Source organism: Allobosea sp. RIT-PG3_2 (assembly GCF_057321085.1).
In genome coordinates this window covers 826884-845314 of sequence record NZ_JBXWCA010000001.1, presented here as the reverse complement: position 1 = coordinate 845314, position 18431 = coordinate 826884, and the positions used below count along the sequence as shown (strand labels likewise).

At 66.2% G+C, this 18431-nt stretch carries 17 protein-coding genes; 4 read left to right on the top strand and 13 right to left on the bottom strand.

Annotation, left to right across the window (positions count from 1 at the left end; translation table 11 throughout):
* Window positions 1–6: 6 nt before the first annotated feature.
* Both AC2FAN_RS03805 and AC2FAN_RS03800 read right to left on the bottom strand, forming a co-directional pair.
* Window positions 7–1923: a putative bifunctional diguanylate cyclase/phosphodiesterase gene (locus AC2FAN_RS03805; protein WP_476807037.1), complete on the bottom strand. Its 1917-nt coding sequence runs from the start codon at window positions 1921–1923 to the stop codon at window positions 7–9.
* Window positions 1924–2077: 154 nt separating this feature from the next.
* Complete coding sequence (locus AC2FAN_RS03800; RefSeq protein WP_485172764.1) at window positions 2078–4048, bottom strand: bifunctional 2',3'-cyclic-nucleotide 2'-phosphodiesterase/3'-nucleotidase; 1971 nt, start codon at window positions 4046–4048, stop codon at window positions 2078–2080.
* A 114-nt stretch (window positions 4049–4162) separates the two neighbouring features.
* On the opposite strand from AC2FAN_RS03800, the gene AC2FAN_RS03795 reads away from it, so the two are divergent.
* Window positions 4163–4789, top strand: coding sequence for a glutathione S-transferase family protein (locus tag AC2FAN_RS03795; RefSeq protein WP_485172763.1), 627 nt, complete (start codon window positions 4163–4165; stop codon window positions 4787–4789).
* A 10-nt stretch (window positions 4790–4799) separates the two neighbouring features.
* On the opposite strand, the gene AC2FAN_RS03790 is transcribed toward AC2FAN_RS03795, so the two are convergent.
* Window positions 4800–5945: a CaiB/BaiF CoA transferase family protein gene (locus tag AC2FAN_RS03790; protein ID WP_485172762.1), complete on the bottom strand. Its 1146-nt coding sequence runs from the start codon at window positions 5943–5945 to the stop codon at window positions 4800–4802.
* Window positions 5946–6149: 204 nt separating this feature from the next.
* Here AC2FAN_RS03790 and AC2FAN_RS03785 point away from each other — a divergent pair, with 204 nt between their 5' ends.
* Window positions 6150–7583: an aldehyde dehydrogenase family protein gene (locus tag AC2FAN_RS03785; protein WP_485172761.1), complete on the top strand. Its 1434-nt coding sequence runs from the start codon at window positions 6150–6152 to the stop codon at window positions 7581–7583.
* A gap of 162 nt (window positions 7584–7745) precedes the next feature.
* On the opposite strand, the gene AC2FAN_RS03780 is transcribed toward AC2FAN_RS03785, so the two are convergent.
* The 6 genes from AC2FAN_RS03780 to AC2FAN_RS03755 form a co-directional block, all read right to left on the bottom strand.
* Window positions 7746–8870: a zinc-dependent alcohol dehydrogenase family protein gene (locus AC2FAN_RS03780; protein ID WP_485172760.1), complete on the bottom strand. Its 1125-nt coding sequence runs from the start codon at window positions 8868–8870 to the stop codon at window positions 7746–7748.
* A gap of 203 nt (window positions 8871–9073) precedes the next feature.
* Window positions 9074–9811 carry an ABC transporter ATP-binding protein gene (locus tag AC2FAN_RS03775; RefSeq protein WP_485172759.1) on the bottom strand — a complete coding sequence of 246 codons (738 nt, stop codon included), beginning with the start codon at window positions 9809–9811 and terminating at the stop codon, window positions 9074–9076.
* A 100-nt stretch (window positions 9812–9911) separates the two neighbouring features.
* Window positions 9912–10655 (bottom strand): ABC transporter ATP-binding protein, encoded by a 744-nt coding sequence (locus AC2FAN_RS03770; protein WP_485172758.1) that lies wholly within the window; start codon window positions 10653–10655, stop codon window positions 9912–9914.
* Window positions 10652–11659 (bottom strand): branched-chain amino acid ABC transporter permease, encoded by a 1008-nt coding sequence (locus AC2FAN_RS03765; protein ID WP_485172757.1) that lies wholly within the window; start codon window positions 11657–11659, stop codon window positions 10652–10654. Before AC2FAN_RS03765 ends, AC2FAN_RS03770 begins: the two co-directional genes overlap by 4 nt.
* Entirely contained in the window at window positions 11656–12534 is an 879-nt protein-coding gene (locus AC2FAN_RS03760) for a branched-chain amino acid ABC transporter permease (protein ID WP_485172756.1), read from the bottom strand. Before AC2FAN_RS03760 ends, AC2FAN_RS03765 begins: the two co-directional genes overlap by 4 nt.
* 162 nt (window positions 12535–12696) lie before the next feature.
* Entirely contained in the window at window positions 12697–13833 is a 1137-nt protein-coding gene (locus AC2FAN_RS03755; protein ID WP_265052767.1) for an ABC transporter substrate-binding protein, read from the bottom strand.
* Window positions 13834–14283: 450 nt separating this feature from the next.
* Here AC2FAN_RS03755 and AC2FAN_RS03750 point away from each other — a divergent pair, with 450 nt between their 5' ends.
* The gene (locus AC2FAN_RS03750) at window positions 14284–14514 is read left to right on the top strand and encodes a hypothetical protein (RefSeq protein WP_485172755.1); all 231 of its coding nucleotides are present in this window, start codon (window positions 14284–14286) and stop codon (window positions 14512–14514) included.
* A 46-nt stretch (window positions 14515–14560) separates the two neighbouring features.
* Here the strand turns inward: AC2FAN_RS03750 and AC2FAN_RS03745 are convergent, their stop codons facing one another.
* From AC2FAN_RS03745 to AC2FAN_RS03735, 3 genes are all read right to left on the bottom strand, one after another.
* Window positions 14561–15199: a VOC family protein gene (locus AC2FAN_RS03745; RefSeq protein ID WP_485172754.1), complete on the bottom strand. Its 639-nt coding sequence runs from the start codon at window positions 15197–15199 to the stop codon at window positions 14561–14563.
* A gap of 20 nt (window positions 15200–15219) precedes the next feature.
* On the bottom strand, window positions 15220–15468 hold the full coding sequence (locus tag AC2FAN_RS03740) for a hypothetical protein (protein WP_485172753.1): 249 nt from the start codon (window positions 15466–15468) through the stop codon (window positions 15220–15222).
* A gap of 100 nt (window positions 15469–15568) precedes the next feature.
* Entirely contained in the window at window positions 15569–16057 is a 489-nt protein-coding gene (locus AC2FAN_RS03735) for a DUF4142 domain-containing protein (protein WP_265052768.1), read from the bottom strand.
* A gap of 169 nt (window positions 16058–16226) precedes the next feature.
* On the opposite strand from AC2FAN_RS03735, the gene AC2FAN_RS03730 reads away from it, so the two are divergent.
* Window positions 16227–16982, top strand: a complete 756-nt coding sequence (locus AC2FAN_RS03730; protein WP_485172752.1) for a hypothetical protein — start codon at window positions 16227–16229, stop codon at window positions 16980–16982.
* A gap of 49 nt (window positions 16983–17031) precedes the next feature.
* Here the strand turns inward: AC2FAN_RS03730 and AC2FAN_RS03725 are convergent, their stop codons facing one another.
* Window positions 17032–18300 (bottom strand): GGDEF domain-containing protein, encoded by a 1269-nt coding sequence (locus tag AC2FAN_RS03725; protein WP_265052770.1) that lies wholly within the window; start codon window positions 18298–18300, stop codon window positions 17032–17034.
* Window positions 18301–18431: the final 131 nt, after the last annotated feature.

Here is an 18431-nt window from a genome sequence, read left to right as displayed (position 1 = left end):
AGCGTTTCAGGCAACTTGGCTGAAGCGATCCGACTTGCGCCAGCCGGAGCGCGGGCGTGCCGCCCTCGTCCGTCCCGTCGCTACACGAGTGCCGATCATGGGCAGCAATTCCTCCGCTGTCATCGGCCGAGCGAAAACAAAACCCTGAATGCCATGAACTGCGTGCTTTTTAATGATCTCGAGCTGCTCCCGCGTTTCCACGCCCTCGACGATCAGGCGCAGCTCGAGGTCGTGGGCGAGCTGGGTAATGACATTCATCAGCGAATCGGCCTTGCGCGAGGTCCCCACCTCCTGGGTGAAGGCCTGGTCGATCTTGATCGTGTCGATCGGCAGATGCGCGAGATAGCTCAGCGAGGAGTACCCTGTGCCGAAATCGTCGAGCGCGATGCGCACGCCGAGCGCACGCAACGCGACCAGGCGCGAGACGACATGGTCGGGATCGTCGATCAGCGAGCTCTCGGTGATCTCGATCGTCAGCCGCTCCGGCTCGATGCCGCTCATCCGGATCAGCGCCTCGACCGTGCCGACGAGGTCATGGCCGTGGTCGAACTGGCGCGCCGAGACATTGACGCTGACGCCGACATGGGTGGGCCATGTCAGTGCGGTCCGGATCGCCTCTCCCAGTGCCCAGGAACCCAGCACGGTGATGAGCCCGGTCCGCTCGGCCAGGGGGATGAAGACCTTCGGGTTCACCATGCCGCGGCGCGGATGGTTCCAGCGCAGGAGAGCCTCGGCCAGCGTCGCCGTGCCCGAGCGCGGGTTGTAGATCGGCTGGAAATACAGCTCGAACTCGCCGCGGCGCAGCCCCTCGCGCAGTTCGGTTTCGAGCGCCAGGGTGTCCTCGTGGTCGTCGCGAATGGCGGAGGTATACAGGACGAAGCGGTTCCGTCCGTCGAGCTTGGCGCGATAGAGCGCGATGTCGACGCATTTCAGCGCCTCTTCGATCGAGGGGGCGCAGCCGGCCGGCGCGATTCCCATGCTCGCAGTGGCGATGACATGCCGCCCGCCGATGATGCGCTGGCTCGCCAGCAACATGACGAGACGGGCCGCGAGCGCAGACGCCTGCTCGGCATTGCGGGTGGTGGCGACCATGAACTCGTCGCCGCCGGTCCGGGCGGCGATGTCGCCGGCGTCGACTTCCGTGATCAGCGTCTCGCTGACCGCTTTCAGCAGCGCATCGCCGACATCGTGGCCGAGGCTGTCGTTGATGCCCTTGAACCGGTCGATGTCGATCGAGATCAGCGTCACCGGCCGGCCTGCGGCCGACATGGCCCGGATCTCGCGCATGAAGCCGCGGCGATTGTAGAGGCTGGTGATCGTGTCGTTGACGGCGAGATGCTCCAGCTCCCGCATCGAGCGCAGGCGCGCCAGGAAGATCTGGTGGATCACCTGCGCGCTGGAAAAGGTCAGCACGGCGGTCAGCGCCACCGACAGCGCGATGACGAGATAGGCGGGGTCTCGCGTCCAGAGCAGAGCCAGCGTGAACGGTGCCGCGGCGGCCAGGACCTGCACCCGCGTGATCATCGGACGCGAGCTGTTGCGACCAGATATGCCCGCGAGATAGCCGATCGTCTGAGCGACCGCGAGCACGACGACGGGTTCGTAGGTGTAGCGCAGGATTGCGTAGGAGCCGAAGGCGGCGATCAGCACGGCCGTCGACCAGGCTCCCGCCATGGCGAGATTTTCGATCCGGCTGATGTCGTTCGCGGTGGCGGAAGGGAGGCGGATGGATTTGTAGTGACGATGCGAGGCGTAGCGAAAGCCGCCGATCGCGATCATGCCGGCGGCCATCGCATAGAAGAGCGGGTCGTTGCCTGTCAGCAGTCCGGCCGCGATCATGACCGCGGTTACGGTCACGGTGCCGATGAGGATCGTGCCGGGCGTCGCATAAAGTGCGGCCACCAGTTCCGATTTCATCGTCATGTCGTTTTCGTGAACATCAACGATCATGAGGAGCACCCTGTCGTCGGGTCTGGATTGACCCGACGAACGCTCCATTCTCGATAAAAATCTATTAAGGAACGGTATGTGGAAGCTGTAGTTTCGCCGGCAATTTGTGTGAGTTTTTCCTAGTATTTCAGAGTTTTGCTGCGAGCCGGTACTTCATGAAACCTTCCGGCGCTTCGCCTGCGGGGGCGGCCTTCAGGCTGGCCGGCAACTTGTCGGCCGCTGCCGGCGAGGTGACGAAAGTGACGTTGATGCCCGGGGGCAACGGCGCAAGCGACCAGTTGCCGTCCGCCTTCGGCTCGATCGCCTTCTGGCCGACGATGTGACGGACGATGACGTCGCGGTTGAGGTCGGGTGCTTCCAGCACGATCGTCGTCCGCGTGCCCGGAAAATTGCCGCCGCCAGAGGCGCGGTAATTGTTGGTGACGACGAGGAAATTGGCCTGCTCGTCGATCGGCTGCCCTTCGAAGGAAAGATCGCGGATGCGGTGCGCTTCAGGGGCGACGAGCTTGCCGTCGCCGTCGTAGCGTGAGGCCTGGGTGACGTCGATCCGGTAGCTCACCCCGTCGATGACGTCGAAGTTGAAGGCCGGGAAGCCCTGGTTGATCAGCGGCTGCTCTTCGGTTTTCGCCAGATCGATGCGGTTGAAGATTCCGGCCGAGCGCTCCAGCCATTCCCGGATTTCCGCACCGGTGACTTTCACGATCTGCACGGTGTTCGGGTAGAGATAGATGTCCGCGATGTTCTTCAGTGCCAGCGGCCCGGCCGGGATATCGGTGTAGAAGGACGGGCCGGCGCGCCCGCCGGATTTGAACGGCGCTGCCGCCGAAAGGATCGGCAGATCCTTCCAGCGCGTCTGCGCCATCAGCGGCTTGGCATAGGCGATCTGCGCCTCCGAGACGATCTGGATCGAAGGATCGTCCGTCACCAGCGCGAAATAGGAGTTGATCGGCGATGCCGTGCTGCCGACCGGTTCGCGCATATAGGTCAGCGTCGCCTCGTGGTCGGCCTTCACGGCGGCGAGGATCGCCGGCTCGGCCGCAGCTTTCGGCACGATCTTGCGATCGGGCGTGCGCTCGTAGATCGGTTTGGCCTCGACCTTGAAATCGGCGATGCGCCAGCGCTCGCCGCGCTTTTCCAGCTCCAGATCGACGATGCCGAGATGTGAGCCCCAGAAGCCGGGCTGGCAGGCCGGCTTGCCATTGAGCGCACCCTTGACGTTGTCGACGCCGGGGATGCCGTCGAAGGCCTTGCCGCCGGGAAAGACCAGATGCTGATGGCCGGTCAGGATGACGTCGATCCCCTCGATCTTCGAGAGATGCAGCGCCGCGTTCTCCTCCATGCCGCGCCGATCACCCCCGGCGATGCCGGAATGGCAGAGCGCGATGATGAGATCGGGCTGGGCATCGAGCAGGTCCGGCAAGTGCTTCTCGGCCGCGTCGACGATGTCGGTCGCGACGAGCTTGCCGTCGATGTTCGCCTTGTCCCACTGCATGATCTGCGGCGGCACGAAGCCGATCACGCCGATCTGGAGGACATGCCGTTTCCCGGCCTCGTCCTCGAAGCTCTGCTCGAACAGCCGCCAGGCATCGACCAGCGCGCCGCCGCCGACGCGTTCGACATTGGCGCAGACCAGCGGGAACTCCGCCTTGGCGAGGCCGTGGTCGAGGAATTCGAGCCCGTAGTTGAACTCGTGATTGCCCAGCGTGCCGCAGAGATAGGGCAGGGCGTTCATGGCCGCGAGCATCGGATGGGTCTCGCCGGCCTTCAGCCCCTTCTTGTACGCGATGTAGTCGCCCAGCGAGGAGCCTTGCAGGAAGTCGCCATTGTCGAACAGCAGGCTGTTCTTCGCCTCGCCCTGCGCCGTCTTGATCAGGCTCGCGGTCTTGGCGAGGCCGACCGTGTCGTCGGACGTGTCGCGGAAATAGTCGTATGGCACGACGTTGACGTGGAGGTCGGTGGTTTCGAGCACGCGCAGCTTCAGCCGTGCCGGCGCCTGGGCCGCTGCAGGGAGGGCGGCGCTGGCGGCCATGACGGCTCCGGCCTTCAGCGTCTCGCGCCGGTTGAGATGATGACCCCGCGCCCGATGACCGTGTGCCATGTTCAGCTCCAGCTTTGCGCACCGGAGCAGGACGGTAGCATTGCGGCGAGCCCATGACAGGGGAAAGATGAGTCAACCGTGACTCTTTCAGACCATGATGAACGAGGCTCTGCGATGATCCTGATCGGCCAGTACGACTCGCCCTTCGTGCGCCGGGTCGGCATCGCGCTGGCGCTCTACGGCCTGGCTTTCGAGCACCGCCCCTGGTCGATCTTCGGCGACGGCGAGCACGTCCGGGCCTTCAACCCGTTGATGCGGGTGCCGACGCTGGTGCTCGACGACGGCGAAGTCCTGTTCGACAGCTTCAGCATGATCGATTGTCTCGACGATCTCGTTGGCGAGGAACGCGCGCTCTGTCCGCGCACCGGCCCGATGCGTCGCCATGTTCTTGCCGTCGCCGCACTCGCCATGGGCGCAGCGGAGAAGGCCGTCAGCCTGTTCTATGAGTTGCGGCTTCACAAGGAGGTGTCCGCCGTCTGGGCGGAGCGCTGCAGCAGCCAGATTCTCTCGACGCTCGCCGCCCTCGAACGCGACCGCGCCGCCCGGACGAGCCCCTATTGGTTCGGCGATACGATCAGTCACGCCGACATCGCTGCGGCTGTAGCGCTGCGTTTCATCAGGGAGGCACATCCGGGTCTGGTCGCCGAGGCGGACATCCCGGCGCTGGCAGCGCATGCTGCTGCACTCGAAGCGCTGCCCGTCTTCCACGAGATCTCGCAGCCCTTCGTCGCCCCGGCTTGAGGCCGCCGCCTCAGGCGCGGTTTGCAGCCACAGTGACCGCGAATTCCGTTCGCAGCGCGGCATCGTGCTCGCCGAGCGCGGGCACCGGCCGCATCGTAACGCGCTGGCCGTCGACGATGACTGGCGGCGCCAGCACCTCGATCGGCCCCCGCGGTGTCGGTACGGGCAGGGCGGTGGCGGCCGGGTGGTCGATCAGATCGCCGACCGTCGAGACCGTGCCATAGGCGATGGAATGACGATCGAGCGCCGCGGTGACCTCCGTGAAGCGGCGCTGGCCAAGCCGCGCCTGCACCGCGCTGTCGAGCGCGGCACGGGCCGCCACGCGCAGCACATTTGAAGCATAGCGCGGATCATCAGCCAGTTCCGGGCTCTCCAGCACCTCGCGGGCGAAGACCTGCCACTCCCGCTCGCTCTGGATCGAGACCAGCACCTCGCCATCGAGCAGCCTGAACACGCCATAGGGCGCGATCGAGGGATGGGCGAGGCCGATGCGTGCCGGCTCGACGCCGCCATGCCGACGGGTGATGTAGGGCACGTTCATCAGCTCGGCGAGCGTGTCGAACAGCGAGAGCGCGATCGCCGAGCCTTCGCCGGTGCGCGCCCGCCGCAGCAGAGCCTCCAGGATCGCGGCATAGGCGGCTTGACCGGTGGCGACATCCGCGATCGAGACGCCGATGCGGGAGGGGCCGGAATCAGCTGTGCCTGTGATGGCCGCCAGGCCGGATTCGGCCTGGATCAGCAGGTCATAGGCCTTGCGTCGATAATGCGGCGTGCCGGGCGCATAGCCGGAGATGTCGCAGGTGATGAGGCGCTGATGGCGCTGCCGCAGCGTCGCGCTGCCCAGGCCGAGGCGCCCGGCCGCGCCCGGCGCGAGGTTCTGGATGAAGACATCGGCCGAAGCGATCATCGCCTCGACGAGAGCCAGGTCCCCCGGCCGGCGCAGGTCCACGCGACAGGATTCCTTGCCGCGATTGATCCACACGAAATAGGACGACTGCCCCTTGGCGAAGCCGTCATAGCCGCGTGCGAAATCGCCTTCCGGCCGCTCGAGCTTGATCACGCGCGCACCGGCATCGGCGAGTTTGCAGGTGGCCGTGGGTGCGGCCACGGCCTGCTCCAGCGCGACAACGACGATTCCTTCAAGCGCCCCAGTCATTGGCGGTCCAGATCCTCTCCTGTAATCCTGTCTTCAGCAAAACGGGGCCGCGTCGTGCCTGTCAAACAGGCGCTGGCCGGCCGGCCCTGCGCCTGTTGCGGGGCGCCACGGCCTGCCGCGAGCTTGCGCCGAGGTCCCCCAGCCGGCAGCCTGCCGCGCGATTCCGCCGGGGCCGCGCCGCCGGCCAGAGCGATCGGAGCCAACATGAATCAACATTTCATCAACGGCCGCTATGTGCCTGGCCAGACAGGCGAAACCATCGCCAAGCTCAACCCCGCCACCGGCGAGGAATTCGCCCGCATCGCCTGTGGTAACGCAGCCGACATCGATGTCGCGGTCAAGGCCGCCCGCGCCGTCTTCGACGGTGCCTGGGGCAGGCTGACGGCGGCCGAGCGCGGGCGCCTGATCGCCAGGCTCGCGCTCAAGGTCCAGGATCACCACGACGAACTCGCCAGGCTCGAAGCGCGCGATACCGGCAAGCCGATGGGCCAAGCCCGTGCCGATATCGACGCCACCGTCCGCTATTTCGAGTTCTATGGCGGCGCGGCCGACAAGGTGCACGGCCATGTCATCCCGTTCCTCAACGGCTACAGCGTCAGCGTGATCCACGAGCCGCATGGCGTCACCGGCCATATCCTGCCCTGGAACTACCCGGCACAGATGTTCGGCCGCTCGCTCACCGCCTCGCTTGCCATGGGCAACGCCGTGGTGCTGAAGCCGGCCGAGGATGCCAGCGCCACCGCCTTCCGCCTTGCCGAGCTCGCAACCGAAGTCGGCTTCCCCGACGGCGCGATCAATATCGTCGCCGGCCGCGGCCATGAGGCGGGCGCGGCGCTCTCATCCCATCACGGTATCGGCTTCATGTCCTTCACCGGCTCGCCCGAGGTCGGCAAGATGGTGCAGCACGCCTGCGCCGAGCATCTCATTCCCTGCACGCTGGAACTTGGCGGCAAGTCGCCGCAGATCGTCTTCGAGGATGCCGATCTCGATGCGCTCGTGCCCATCGCCTGCAAGGCGATCGTCCAGAACACCGGGCAGACCTGCTCGGCCGGCAGCCGCCTGCTCGTCCAGAAGAGCATCTATGACGATGTCGTCTCGGCCGTCGCCAAGGAGTTCTCCAAGCTGCAGGCCGGCACGCCGGAGATGGATCTCGATTGCGGCCCGGTGATCAACGCCAAGCAGCGCGGCCGCGTCCAGAGCTTCATCGACCAGACCCGCGAGGCGGGTATCCCGGTGATCGCGCAGGGCCAGATCGCGCAGGGCGTGCCGAATGGCGGCTTCTACGTCACGCCGACGCTGTTCGGCCCCGTGCCGCGCGGCAACCGGCTGGAGCAGGAGGAGGTCTTCGGCCCCGTCCTCGCCGCCTTCCCCTTCGAGGACGAGGACGACGCGATCAAGGCCGCCAACGGCACCGATTATGGCCTCGTCGCCGCCGTCTGGACCAAGGACGGCGGGCGCCAGCAGCGCGTCTCGAAGCGCGTGCGCGCCGGCCAGGTCTTCATCAACGGCTATGGCGCCGGCGGCGGCATCGAACTGCCCTTCGGCGGCACCGGCAAGAGCGGTCACGGCCGCGAGAAGGGCTTCATCGCGCTGGAAGAGTTCGCGGTGACCAAGACGATCGTGCACAAGCACGGTTGAGGGCAGGAGGGTCTTCACCGCTCCACCCTGTCATCCCGGATAAGCCGCGTCCGCGGCGCCGACCCGGGATCCATGCCTGAACCTTCTTCGGAAGCGCTCAGGCATGGATCCCGGGTCTCCCTCCGGTCGCCCGGGATGACGGCGTGAACGGAAGGACCGGGACTACATCCTGACGATGTGCCGGATCGTGCGGCCTTCGTTCAGTGCGTCGAAGCCCTCGTTGATCTCGTCGAGGCTGCCCGAGCTGGTCCAGAGCTTGTCCACGGCGAGCCGTCCGCGCTGGTAGAGCTCGACGAAGCGCGGGATGTCGCGCGAGGGCACGCAGGAGCCGACATAGGAGCCCTTCAGCGTCCGCTCCTCGGCGACGAGCCTCACCGGCGAAAGCGAGAGCGTATGGGCGGGATTGGCGAGGCCTGCCGTCGTCGTCGTGCCGCCGCGCCGGGTGATCTGGTAGGCGAGGTCGAGCGCCTTGACCGAACCGGCCATCTCCAGCCCGTGATCGACGCCGCCCTTCGTCGCCTGCTTGATCGCCTCGATGACGTCAGGAGTGCCGGCGTTGAAGACATCGGTCGCGCCCAGCGCCCGCGCCAGTTCGAGTTTGTCGTCGGCGAGGTCGACGGCGATCACGCGCGAGGCGCCGCAGGCGACCGCCCCGAGCAAAGCCGAAAGCCCGACGCCGCCGAGCCCGACCACCGCAACCGTTTCGCCGGCCTTGATCCGAGCGGTGTTCACCGCCGCGCCGACGCCGGTCAGCACGGCGCAGCCGAATAGCGCCGCGATCTCGTGGGGGATATCGGCTTCGATCTTGACCAGCGAGCGGCGCGAGATGACGGCGTGCTCGGCGAAGGCGGATACGCCGATATGGTGATGCACCGGCTGGCCGTCGACGGAGAGCCGCCGCCCGCCGCCGAGCATCTCGCCACGCCCATTGGCGGCATTGCCCGGTTCGCACAGGGCAGGGCGGCCTTCGGCGCAAGGCGCGCAATGGCCGCAGGACGGCACGAACACCATCACCACCCGGTCGCCGGGCTTGAGGTCATCGACGCCTTCGCCGGTTTCGATGACTTCGCCCGCCGCCTCATGGCCGAGCACCATCGGCACCGGGCGAGGGCGGTTGCCGTCGATGACCGAGAGGTCTGAATGGCACAGGCCCGCCGCCCGAACCCTGACGAGAACCTCATCGCGGCCGGGCGGGGCGAGATCGAGCTCCTCGATCCGGAGCGGGCGGCTCTGCGCATAAGGAGCCGCAACAGGGCTTGCGTTCAGGACGGCGGCGCGAATCTTCATGGGGCTTGAGGCTCCGGTCTCGTAATCCCACGCCATCCCGACAGGTGAGGGCGTCGCTGTCAAAGCGGAATGGCTAGCCCTCTTCCGTCATTCCGGGCGCAGCGAAGCGGAGACCCGGAATCCATCGTAGAGCGCACCGCCCTTTGATGGATTCCGGATCGGCGCCGCTTTGCGGCTTGTCCGGAATGACGACGGAGGTTTTATCAGGCGGCGTCGGTCAGCGTACCGCCGAGGAAGAGCTGGCCGATGCGCGGATCGGCCAGGATGTCCGCTGCCGGACCCTGCATGCGGGTGCGCCCGAGTTCGAGCACCAGCCCCTCGTCGGAAATCTCCAGCGCCGAGCGGGCGTTCTGCTCGACCATCAGGATCGAGACGCCCTTGGCACGCAGGTCCTGCAGAATGCCGAAGGTCTCCTGCACCAGCAGCGGCGAAAGCCCGATCGAGGGCTCGTCGATCAGCACGAGCCTGGGATCGAGCAGGAGCCCGCGCACGATCTCGAGCTGCTTCTGCTCGCCGCCCGACAGCGTCGAGGCCTGCGCGTCGGCCTTCCGCCGCAGCGCGGGAAAACGGTCGAGCGCCGCTTCGATCCGCTGCGGCATGTCGGTGATGCCGGAGCCGGCGGCGACCGTGCCGAGCTCGATATTGTGGCGCACGGACAGCTCGGGGAAGATGTTGCGCCCCTGCGGGACATAGCAGATGCCGGCTTCGAGCAGCTTGCGCTGGTTCCAGCCGGTGATGTCGCGCCCGTCGAAGCGGATGCTGCCCTCGCGCAGCTTGAGCAGCCCGAAGATCGCCTTGAACACGGTCGACTTGCCGGCGCCGTTCGGTCCGATGACGGTGGTGATCGCGCCGCGCTTCACGGCGAAGCTGGTGCCGTTCAGGATGGTCATGGCGCCATAGCCGCCGACCACGCCGTCGAGTTCGAGGATGGGTGTGGTCATTCGTCTTCATTCCCTTCCGCGTCATTCTCGGGCGGAGCGAAGCGCAGACCCGAGAATCTCTTGCAGGAGATGCTCGGGTCAAGCCCGAGCATGACGTGCGCTAGTGCCCCAGATAGGCTTCGATCACCGCCGGATCGGCACGAACCTCGGCCGGCGTGCCCTCGGCCAGCACCTTGCCCTCGGCCAGCACGATCACGCGCGAGCACAGGCTCATCACGAAATCCATGTTGTGCTCGATCACGACGAAGGTCGCGCCCTGCTCGGCGTTGATGGCGCGTAGTCGTTCCTTGAGGTCGCCCAGCATGGTCAGGTTGACGCCGCCCGCCGGCTCGTCGAGCAGCACGAGGCGCGGGCCGGCCATGAACGCCATCGCCGCATCCAGCAGCTTCTGCTGGCCATAGGACAGCCCACCCGCCTTGGCATCTGCGAGATGGCCGAGCTTGAAGAAGCCGATCATCTGCTCGGCCTTGTCGGACAGGCCCGCATCGCGCGCGCCGAACAGCCGGCCGAGCATTGAGCCCTGATGCTCTTGGCCCGCAAGGATGAGGTTCTCGCGCACCGACAATTCGGGGAAGACCTGCAGCAGCTGGAAGGTGCGGCTGACGCCGAGCCGGTTGAGATCGGAAGGGCGCATATTGGTGACATCGCGGCCGTCCAGCTTGACCGCACCTTGCGTCGGTTCGAGCTGGCCGAGGATGCAATTGAACAAGGTCGACTTGCCGCAACCATTCGGCCCGATGATGCCGAGGATCTCGCCCTCCTTCACCGAGAACGAGACGCCGTTCACCGCCTTGATGCCGCCGAAGGCCTTATGCAGGTCGTGGACTTCGAGGACCGGGCTCATCGCGCGCCTCCCGTCTTTTGCCGGAGGGCATTCCAGCCGCGCTCGAACAGCCCGCTCACGCCCTGCGGGCAGACGATCAGCAGCGCCAGAACGATCGTGGCGAAGATGACGAGGTAGAGCGAGCCGGCGAAGCGCAGCCATTCCGGCAGCACGACGCCGAGCAGCGCGCCGATGAAGGGGCCGAAGAGATAGCCGGCACCACCCGCCACCACCATCAGCAGCAGAAACAGGCTCTGCGACAGCGAGAACGGGGAGGGGTCGATGAACTCGACCAGCGGCGCATAGAGCGAGCCGGCAAAGCCGCCATAGGCCGAGCCGATCGCGAAGGCGAGCAGCGTATAGGCGCGCGTGTCGATGCCGAGGCTCGCGGCCCGTACCGGGTTCTCGCGCAAAGCCGTGAAGGCGCGTCCCCAGGGGCTGCGGATCAGCCACCACAAAGCCAGCGACAGGATCAACGTCACGACGACGACGAAACGGTGGAATTCCAGCGCGCCGAACAGCTTGATCCCGAGGAAGTCGGGCCGGTTGATGTTGGAGATGCCGAAGACGCCGCCGGTCAGCCATTGCTCGTTGCGCAGGACGAGCCAGATCAGCGTCGAGAAGGCGAGCGTCACGAAGGCAAGGTAATGCGTCCTCACGCGCAGGGCCGGAAAGCCGAGCAGGATGCCCACGGCGAAGGTCAGCAACCCCGAGAGGCCGAAGGCGGCATACCAGCTCACTCCGTATTTCGTGGTCAGGATCGCGGTGGCATAGGCGCCGAGACCCATGAAGGCGGCCTGCGCCAGCGAAGTCTGGCCGGCATAACCGAGCGTGAGGTTCAGCCCCATCACGCCGATGCTCATGACGAGCCAGAGCGAGAGGACATAGGTGCCGTAGCGGCCCATCCCCACTGGCGCGAACCAGAGGATGACGGCGCCGAGCACGAGCGCGATCAGCGCGGCGTCGATCCGGCGGGCCGGGCGGCGCGGCGCGGCGGCAGGATTCTGCAGGGCGGGGGCGCTCATACGCGGCGCTCCTCCTTGCGGCCCATCAGCCCTTCCGGCTTGATCAGGATGATGGCGACGAGGAGCACCAGCGGCACGGCGAGCCGGTACTGCGACGAGACATAGGCCGCGGCAAGCGAGTCTGCGACGCCGATCAGCAAACCGCCGACGAGCGCGCCGCGCACCTGGTTGAAGCCGCCGACGATGGCCGCGATGAAGGCGAAGAGGCCGATGGTCTCGCCGTTGGAGAACTTCGCCAGGTAGATCGGCGAGATCAGCAGCGAAGCCACCACGGCGAGCGCCGCATTGAGCAGGAAGGTGAGCAGCACCATCCGCTCCACGGGGATGCCGAGGATGCGCGCGACGGTCGGGTTCTGCGCTGTCGCCTGCATCTGCCGGCCGAGCTTCGTCCCGCCGACGAACCATTGCAGCAGGCCGATGGCCGCGAAGGCGACGATGATGATCGCGAGATGCTGTAGCGAGATCGATGCGCCCAGCAGGGTGATCATGTCGGTCGGCACCAGCGAGGGAAAGCTCTGCGCTTCCGCCGAGAAGCCGTCCTTGGCGCCTTCCTTCATGATGATCGACAGCGCCATGGTGGCGATGGCGAGCGGCAGCACCCCGTGCTTGATCATCGGGTCGACCACGACGAGCTTGAAGCCCGCGCCGAAGACCAGCAGAAAGACCGCGATGCCGAGGAGGCCGCCAGCCCAGAGCGGCAGGCCGAAGAGCTTGACCGCGAGCAGGATCAGCACCGCCGGCAGCATGACGAACTCGCCCTGGGCGAAGTTGATCGTCTGCGATGTCTGCCAGACCAGCGTGAAGCCGATCGCGGCGAGCGCGTAGATCGCGCCCGTGGCGATGCCGGCGATGAGATAGGCGATGAATTCGGCCATGGCGATATGCGCTCGGTTGGAGAGCGTTTCGTGTTCAATTCGCGCGCGTCATCCCGGACGAAGCGAAGCGGAGATTCGGGATCCATGCAGCCGCGACGCCCTTCGATGGATCCCGGGTCGAGCGCTGCTCGCCCGGGATGACGTCGCGGATGGGCTGGCTGTTTACGGCTTGATCTTCGGCAGGGTGGTGTTGATCACCTGCTTGCCGTTGACGACTTCGGCGAGGAAGCTCTCGCGGTCGAGGTCGCCGTTCTGCTCAATGACCGTATCCATCAGGATGCCCGGCTCCTCGCTCGCCTTGATGGTCGCGCCGCGCAGCGTGTCGGCGAGGCCCTTCTTGTCGAGCTTCTTCTGCTTCTCGGTCGCCCATTTCACCATGAAGACGGCCATGTAGCCCTTCACGCCGTTATGGTCGGAAGCGAAGCCGTATTTCTCGCGGTAGCGCTTGCCGAATTCCTGCAGCGCCGGGATCGGCGCGTCGGTCGAGAGGCCGACATGACCCTTGGCGCCGTTGGCGGCGTCGCCCGCGAGCTCCAGCACCTTGGCGCCGAGCAGGGTGGTCTCGCCGATCATCGGCTTGGTGATGCCCTGCTGCTTGGCGGCGCGTAGGAAGCGGGCGCTCTCCTCCTCGTTCAGATAGACGAAGACGGCATCGGCATTGGCGTTCTTTACCTTGATCGCGTCGGCGGTGAAATCGGCCTGGCCCTGCTCGGTCGAGACGTCGACGGCGACCTTGATGCCGGCCTTTTCCAGCTCGGGCAGGATGGTGTCGCGCCCGCCCTTGCCGAAGTCGTTGTTGACCCAGACCACGGCGATGGAGCCCGCCTTCAGCGTCTCCTTCATGTATTTGGCGATCTTCGGCATCGCAGCCGCCTGGCTGATCGAAGTGCGGAAGATGTAGGGGTTGCCCTGGCGGGTGAAGCCGGCCGCCTCGCCGCCGACGATCTGGGCGACTTCCGCGCGCTGCGAGATCTGCATGGAGGCGCCGATCGGGCCGGAGAAGATCGGGCCGAGGATGGCGTAGGCGCCTTCGTCGATGCCGCGCTGTACGGCGGCGCGCGTGTTACCCGGATTGGTCTGCGTGTCGTAATGGACGATCTCGACCTGCTTGCCGAGGATGCCGCCTTTGGCGTTGATGTCGGCAGCGGCGAGGTCTGCGCCGTTCTTCCAGTTGGTGCCGGCGGCGGCGCCGGCACCCGAGAGCTCGATCACGTCGACGAGCTTGACCTTGTCCTGCGCCTGCGCGGGCAGGCTGAGGGCGGCGCCGAGCGCGGCGGCCATGACCCAAAGCGATTTCATTCCCTGACTCCTCCCAGACTGTTTTCTTGTTTGCCCGCCTCGCGCTGTCTGGCGAAAGCGGGAATGCAGGCATGCGCGGACGTTGCCGCAGCGACCGTCTGCTTCTTGCGCGGCTTTGGGGCGGGATGTCCAGAGGATACAGGGCCTCCATTGCGAGGCTCTGCAATGGCTGGGGATTTCGCCGACTTGCGGGGGTGGTGATGGCAGCTGGTAGCGGGCCTTCGTGGCAAACTGCTGAGAGGGGTCGATAGCCTGCCGCGGCTGCTTGAAACGCCGTCTTTGATGCAGGCTTGCAGGGCGTCCTGGACCGGCAAGGGTTGCCGCAGCGGTCCCTGCGTATTGGGCGTGCCTCGACCATGTGACGCCCGTCACAGACGCTGATCGCGCAATCCCGCACCAAGACCGGGCCAAGGCCGATCAAGGTCGTGACTCCATCAGTGGGAGCGCAAGATGCACTCGCCGAACCGCGGATTTCTTCACTCCACCGAACGTCTCTGGGTTGGTCTGGCGATCGGGCAGATTCTGCGTGAAGACTACCTCTACGAGGTTCACGGACCCTTTATGGCTGTCGCCTCGGTGCCGCCCACACGCTCTGTCTTCAAGCGGCTGACGGACAGGCTTTCAGCCTCGATGCGTGGAGTTGCGCACTGGAGCCGTCTGCGTCGCGGCACCATGATGTAGCTGTTGAAAGGCACAGCTCCCGGCAATCCCGAACCTCCGAAAAGGCTCAGAACAACTCCTTCATACCGCCGGGCGTCTCGATCTGCGCCGAATAGCGAGTGACGTTGCCTTCGATGATGGCCGGCGGGCGGTCGAGAACCAGCGTCCGATAGAATTCACGGATCGCGGCCGCGTCGGGGTGCTGGAGCGTGAACGAACTGAGCCTTGCGCCCAGATCCGCCATCGTCGCCATCGAGCGCGGCTTGCCGCGCCTGTCGATGATGGATGGGGCTGCGCCGCCGAGAGGCAGGGAGCCGTCCTCCGGAATCGAAAAGTCCATCGACGGATCGGTCCAGGGCAGGGAAACCTTCTGTCCGAAGATATTCTCGCGCCCGGCCAGAACGGTATCGATCGCATCCGTCCTGGCGACCCAGCCTCGCAGACGGCGGCCCGCATCCCAGTGAGCCCTGACGGACGCCCGATCGTCCAGGCCGAACCAGCGCGCCCGGCCCGGCCTTTCGGCGTCGGGATCTACCGCCACGATCTCCAGATAGACCGTATCGCCGAGCTGAAGCAGGTGATTGTACGTGCCCATATAGCCGTGGCGCTGTCCGAACGGCACATCGAGATCGAGGCATGCCCGGACATGCGAAACCCCCTCCGCCAGGGTCGGGGCAATGACGGAGAGATGGTCGAGCTTGAGCATGGCGTTCGGAGAGGTCGAGGTCAGCGCGTCGCGGTGCCCGTACAGTTCATGAAAGCCATATGCGCTGGTGTCCCCACCTTGGCCGAGCGCCAGCGCATGCGGCCCGGCTTATGCGGATCGGGCGAAACGTAACCACCATTGTCCAGCGCGCAGCTGCAAGCCTGCACATTCCCCATGCCTCGGCACTCGGATCGTATCCCAGCCGACTCGGCCGGCCCCGCGGCCATCGCGCCGAGAAAGGCGATCCCCCAAAACCAGTTGTTCTTCATGCTGTTCCCCCCAACATGCCGCAGCCCAGCGTTCCACGCCGCTGCATCGAAGTCCATGGGTGGGGCAGCTTTCTGCTTGCAGAAGTTGTAGTATTCTCGGCTAAGGCGAGCGCGGCAGATCCCGGGCTTTCTGGTCGAGCTCCCGGAACACCGGCAAGGACCGTTCCGCGAAGGTCTTCAGCTCTGGGTCGTCTCCCGCGCTGGCATAACGCTGCATCAGCTCTGCCGCCTGACGATGGGCGTCGCGCTGGGCGTCGACATAGGCCCGGTCGAAATCGGCGCCGTGCTTGTCGGCGAGATCCCGCAGCAGGTCGAGGTGCTTGCCGTCGGGCCGGTCGGGCAGGGCGATGTCGGAGCGCTTGGCGATGATGCGGCGCAGGCTGCTCGTCGCTGCCGCATGCTCGTCGGCGAGGCGATGGGCAAAGTCCTTGATGGCCGGAGACGTGGTCTTGTGCAGCGCCAGCGTCGCCGATTCGACGCCGAACATGTTGGCGACGGCGGTCTGGCTGACGAAATCCTGCGCGGGGACGGGCGCCTGCGCCTGAGCGCTGGCGGCGACGAACAGCGCAAGCGCGGCGAAGCCGTGCACAAGCGCCCTTCGGAAGCGGGGGTGATTTCGGGTCATGTTCGGGCAACCAAAAAACGACCGGGAGGTTCCATCCGCATGGCCGGAGCTCGGCTGCGCGCCTTGTCGCACCCGGAGCGCTGCGCTAGCAGAGGCGTGGCGCTCCGCCTTGTTCGGATGCAGAGGGAATTCCATGCCGACCACCGTCGAGACCGTGCGCGATGCGCTCGTGCAGGCCCGCCGCGACCGCTCGCTGATCGAGACGGCTAGCCTGCCGGTGCCGGAGTCGATCGCCGATGGGCTGGCGACACAGGCTGCCGTCGGCCGCGCACTCGATTTGCCCGAGGCCGGCTGGAAGGTCGGCATCGCCGAGGACGGCACGCCGATCGCAGGCCTGATGCCCGGCCCTTATCTCGCTTCCGGCGATGTCTACGAGGGTGCGATCGGCGCGGAATTGCGCATCGAGATCGAGCTCGCGCTCCGGCTGTCGCGCGACGTCCCCTTCCGCCCGGCGCAGCCCTATTCGCGCGCCGAGCTGCTCGCCTGCTGCGACAAGGCCTATCTGGGCATCGAGATCGTCGAGAGCCGCCTCGCCAACTGGCACGGCAAGGTCGCGTTTCCGCTCTGGCTTGCCGATGCGCTCGGCCATGGCGGCTACATCCTCGGCTCGGAGATCGACATCAAGACGCTCGACGATCTCAGCGGGCTCGGCTGCTTCATCTCGCTCAACGGCGTGACGATCTACGATCAGCCCGCCGTCCACGGCAACGGCGATCCGATGGTGCCGTTCCTGGCCTGGGCCAATCGCAAGCACGACAATCTCGGCAGCCTGAGCGCGGGCCAGATCATCACCACCGGCAGCCTCTGCGGCGGCGTGCTCTCGCCCGGCAAGGGCGAGGTCGTGACGAAGCTCTCGCCGCTGGCGACGGTCGCGCTGACGCTTCGGTAAGGCGGCCGAACCCCGGATCGGGCGCCGCTTCGTTTCTCGCGAAGGAGCCCTAGCTGGCCTGTTGTTGCGGTGTGGCCTGGTTGCCGACGACCCGGTCGCGCCCCTGTCGCTTGGCCTCGTAGAGATGCGCGTCGGCATGGGCGACGAGGCCGCGGATGTCCTTGGCGTCATCGGGAAACGTCGCGACGCCGATGCTGACTGTCGGGGCGGCCGCGAACTCCTGCGCCAGCGTGCCGTGTACGGCAAGCCGCATGCGATCGGCTGAGGCGAGCGCCGCGTCATGGGGCATGTTCTCGCACAGCACGACGAACTCCTCGCCGCCATAGCGGAAGATGCGATCGTCGCTGCGGATTTCCGCGCGCAGGCACTCGACGACCCGCCGCAGCACCTCGTCGCCGGTGACGTGCCCGTAGCGGTCATTGATGCTCTTGAAGTGGTCGACATCGAGGATCGCGAGGCTGATCGGCCGTTTCGTCGCGGCGCTCCGCGCGAGAATGGCCTGGCCGAGGGTCTCGAACCGCTCCCTGGTCAGGGCGCCGGTCAGCGCGTCCTGGCCGCTCTTGCCGAGCAGTTCCTCGTATTTGTGTCGGTAGGTCAGCTTGTGGAACACATCCGAGAGCGGCTGGGGCGCGAGTTCCGATGTCCTGCGCTCGAACAGGTTGAGGTAGAGGCCCATGAGCGCGGCATAGGTGGCGGCCGCGCCCATCTTCGCCACCCAGCCGCCGAAGAGCGCGCTCAGCGGCGTGCCGGTCACCAGATGCAGCCCGATGAAGAAGCCGACCTGATCGAAGGTCAGGATGATCGCCAAGCTGATACAGGCGCGCAGGACGAGCGAACGCGGGAGCAGGAGGCGCAGCTTCTCGTAGAGCAGGATCAGCGCGATGGAATCGATGAAGAGCAGCGTCGTGCCCCACACCATCAGCGCGCCCATCTGGTCGATCAGCACGAGATCGGGGTTGTAGCCGGGCAGGGTGACGGGCGCGCCGTAGAGCCTGAGCGTCGCCACCAGCGCGACCATCAGGAAGTTGCCGATCAGCAGCCCGTAGATCGGCTGCCGGACCGTCTCGGCGTCTTCGCGGATGTAGAACAGCAGGATGATCGCGAGCTTGCCCGAGAACAGCACGGTCGAACCCGGCGAGAGCAGGCCGAAGGGCAATTCGATGAAGAAGACCGCAGCCAGATAGGTCTCGAGGAAGTGCATCACGCCGAGCGCGCAGAGGAAGGCGCCGAGCCCCATGAGGTGGCGCAGCCGGAACAGCATGGCCATGACGCCGAAATAGATCAGAGCTTGCGTGAGCAGCAGGATGGTGCCGGACATGGGGGCGTCTTAGCTCAAATCGTTCTAACGAGGGGTCAACATCATCTTGTCCTGCCCGGTTGGCATGGCCGCTGACAACCAATGGTTAGGCTTTTCGGAACAAGGCTGTCCTCGATCTCAGGAACGCCGCG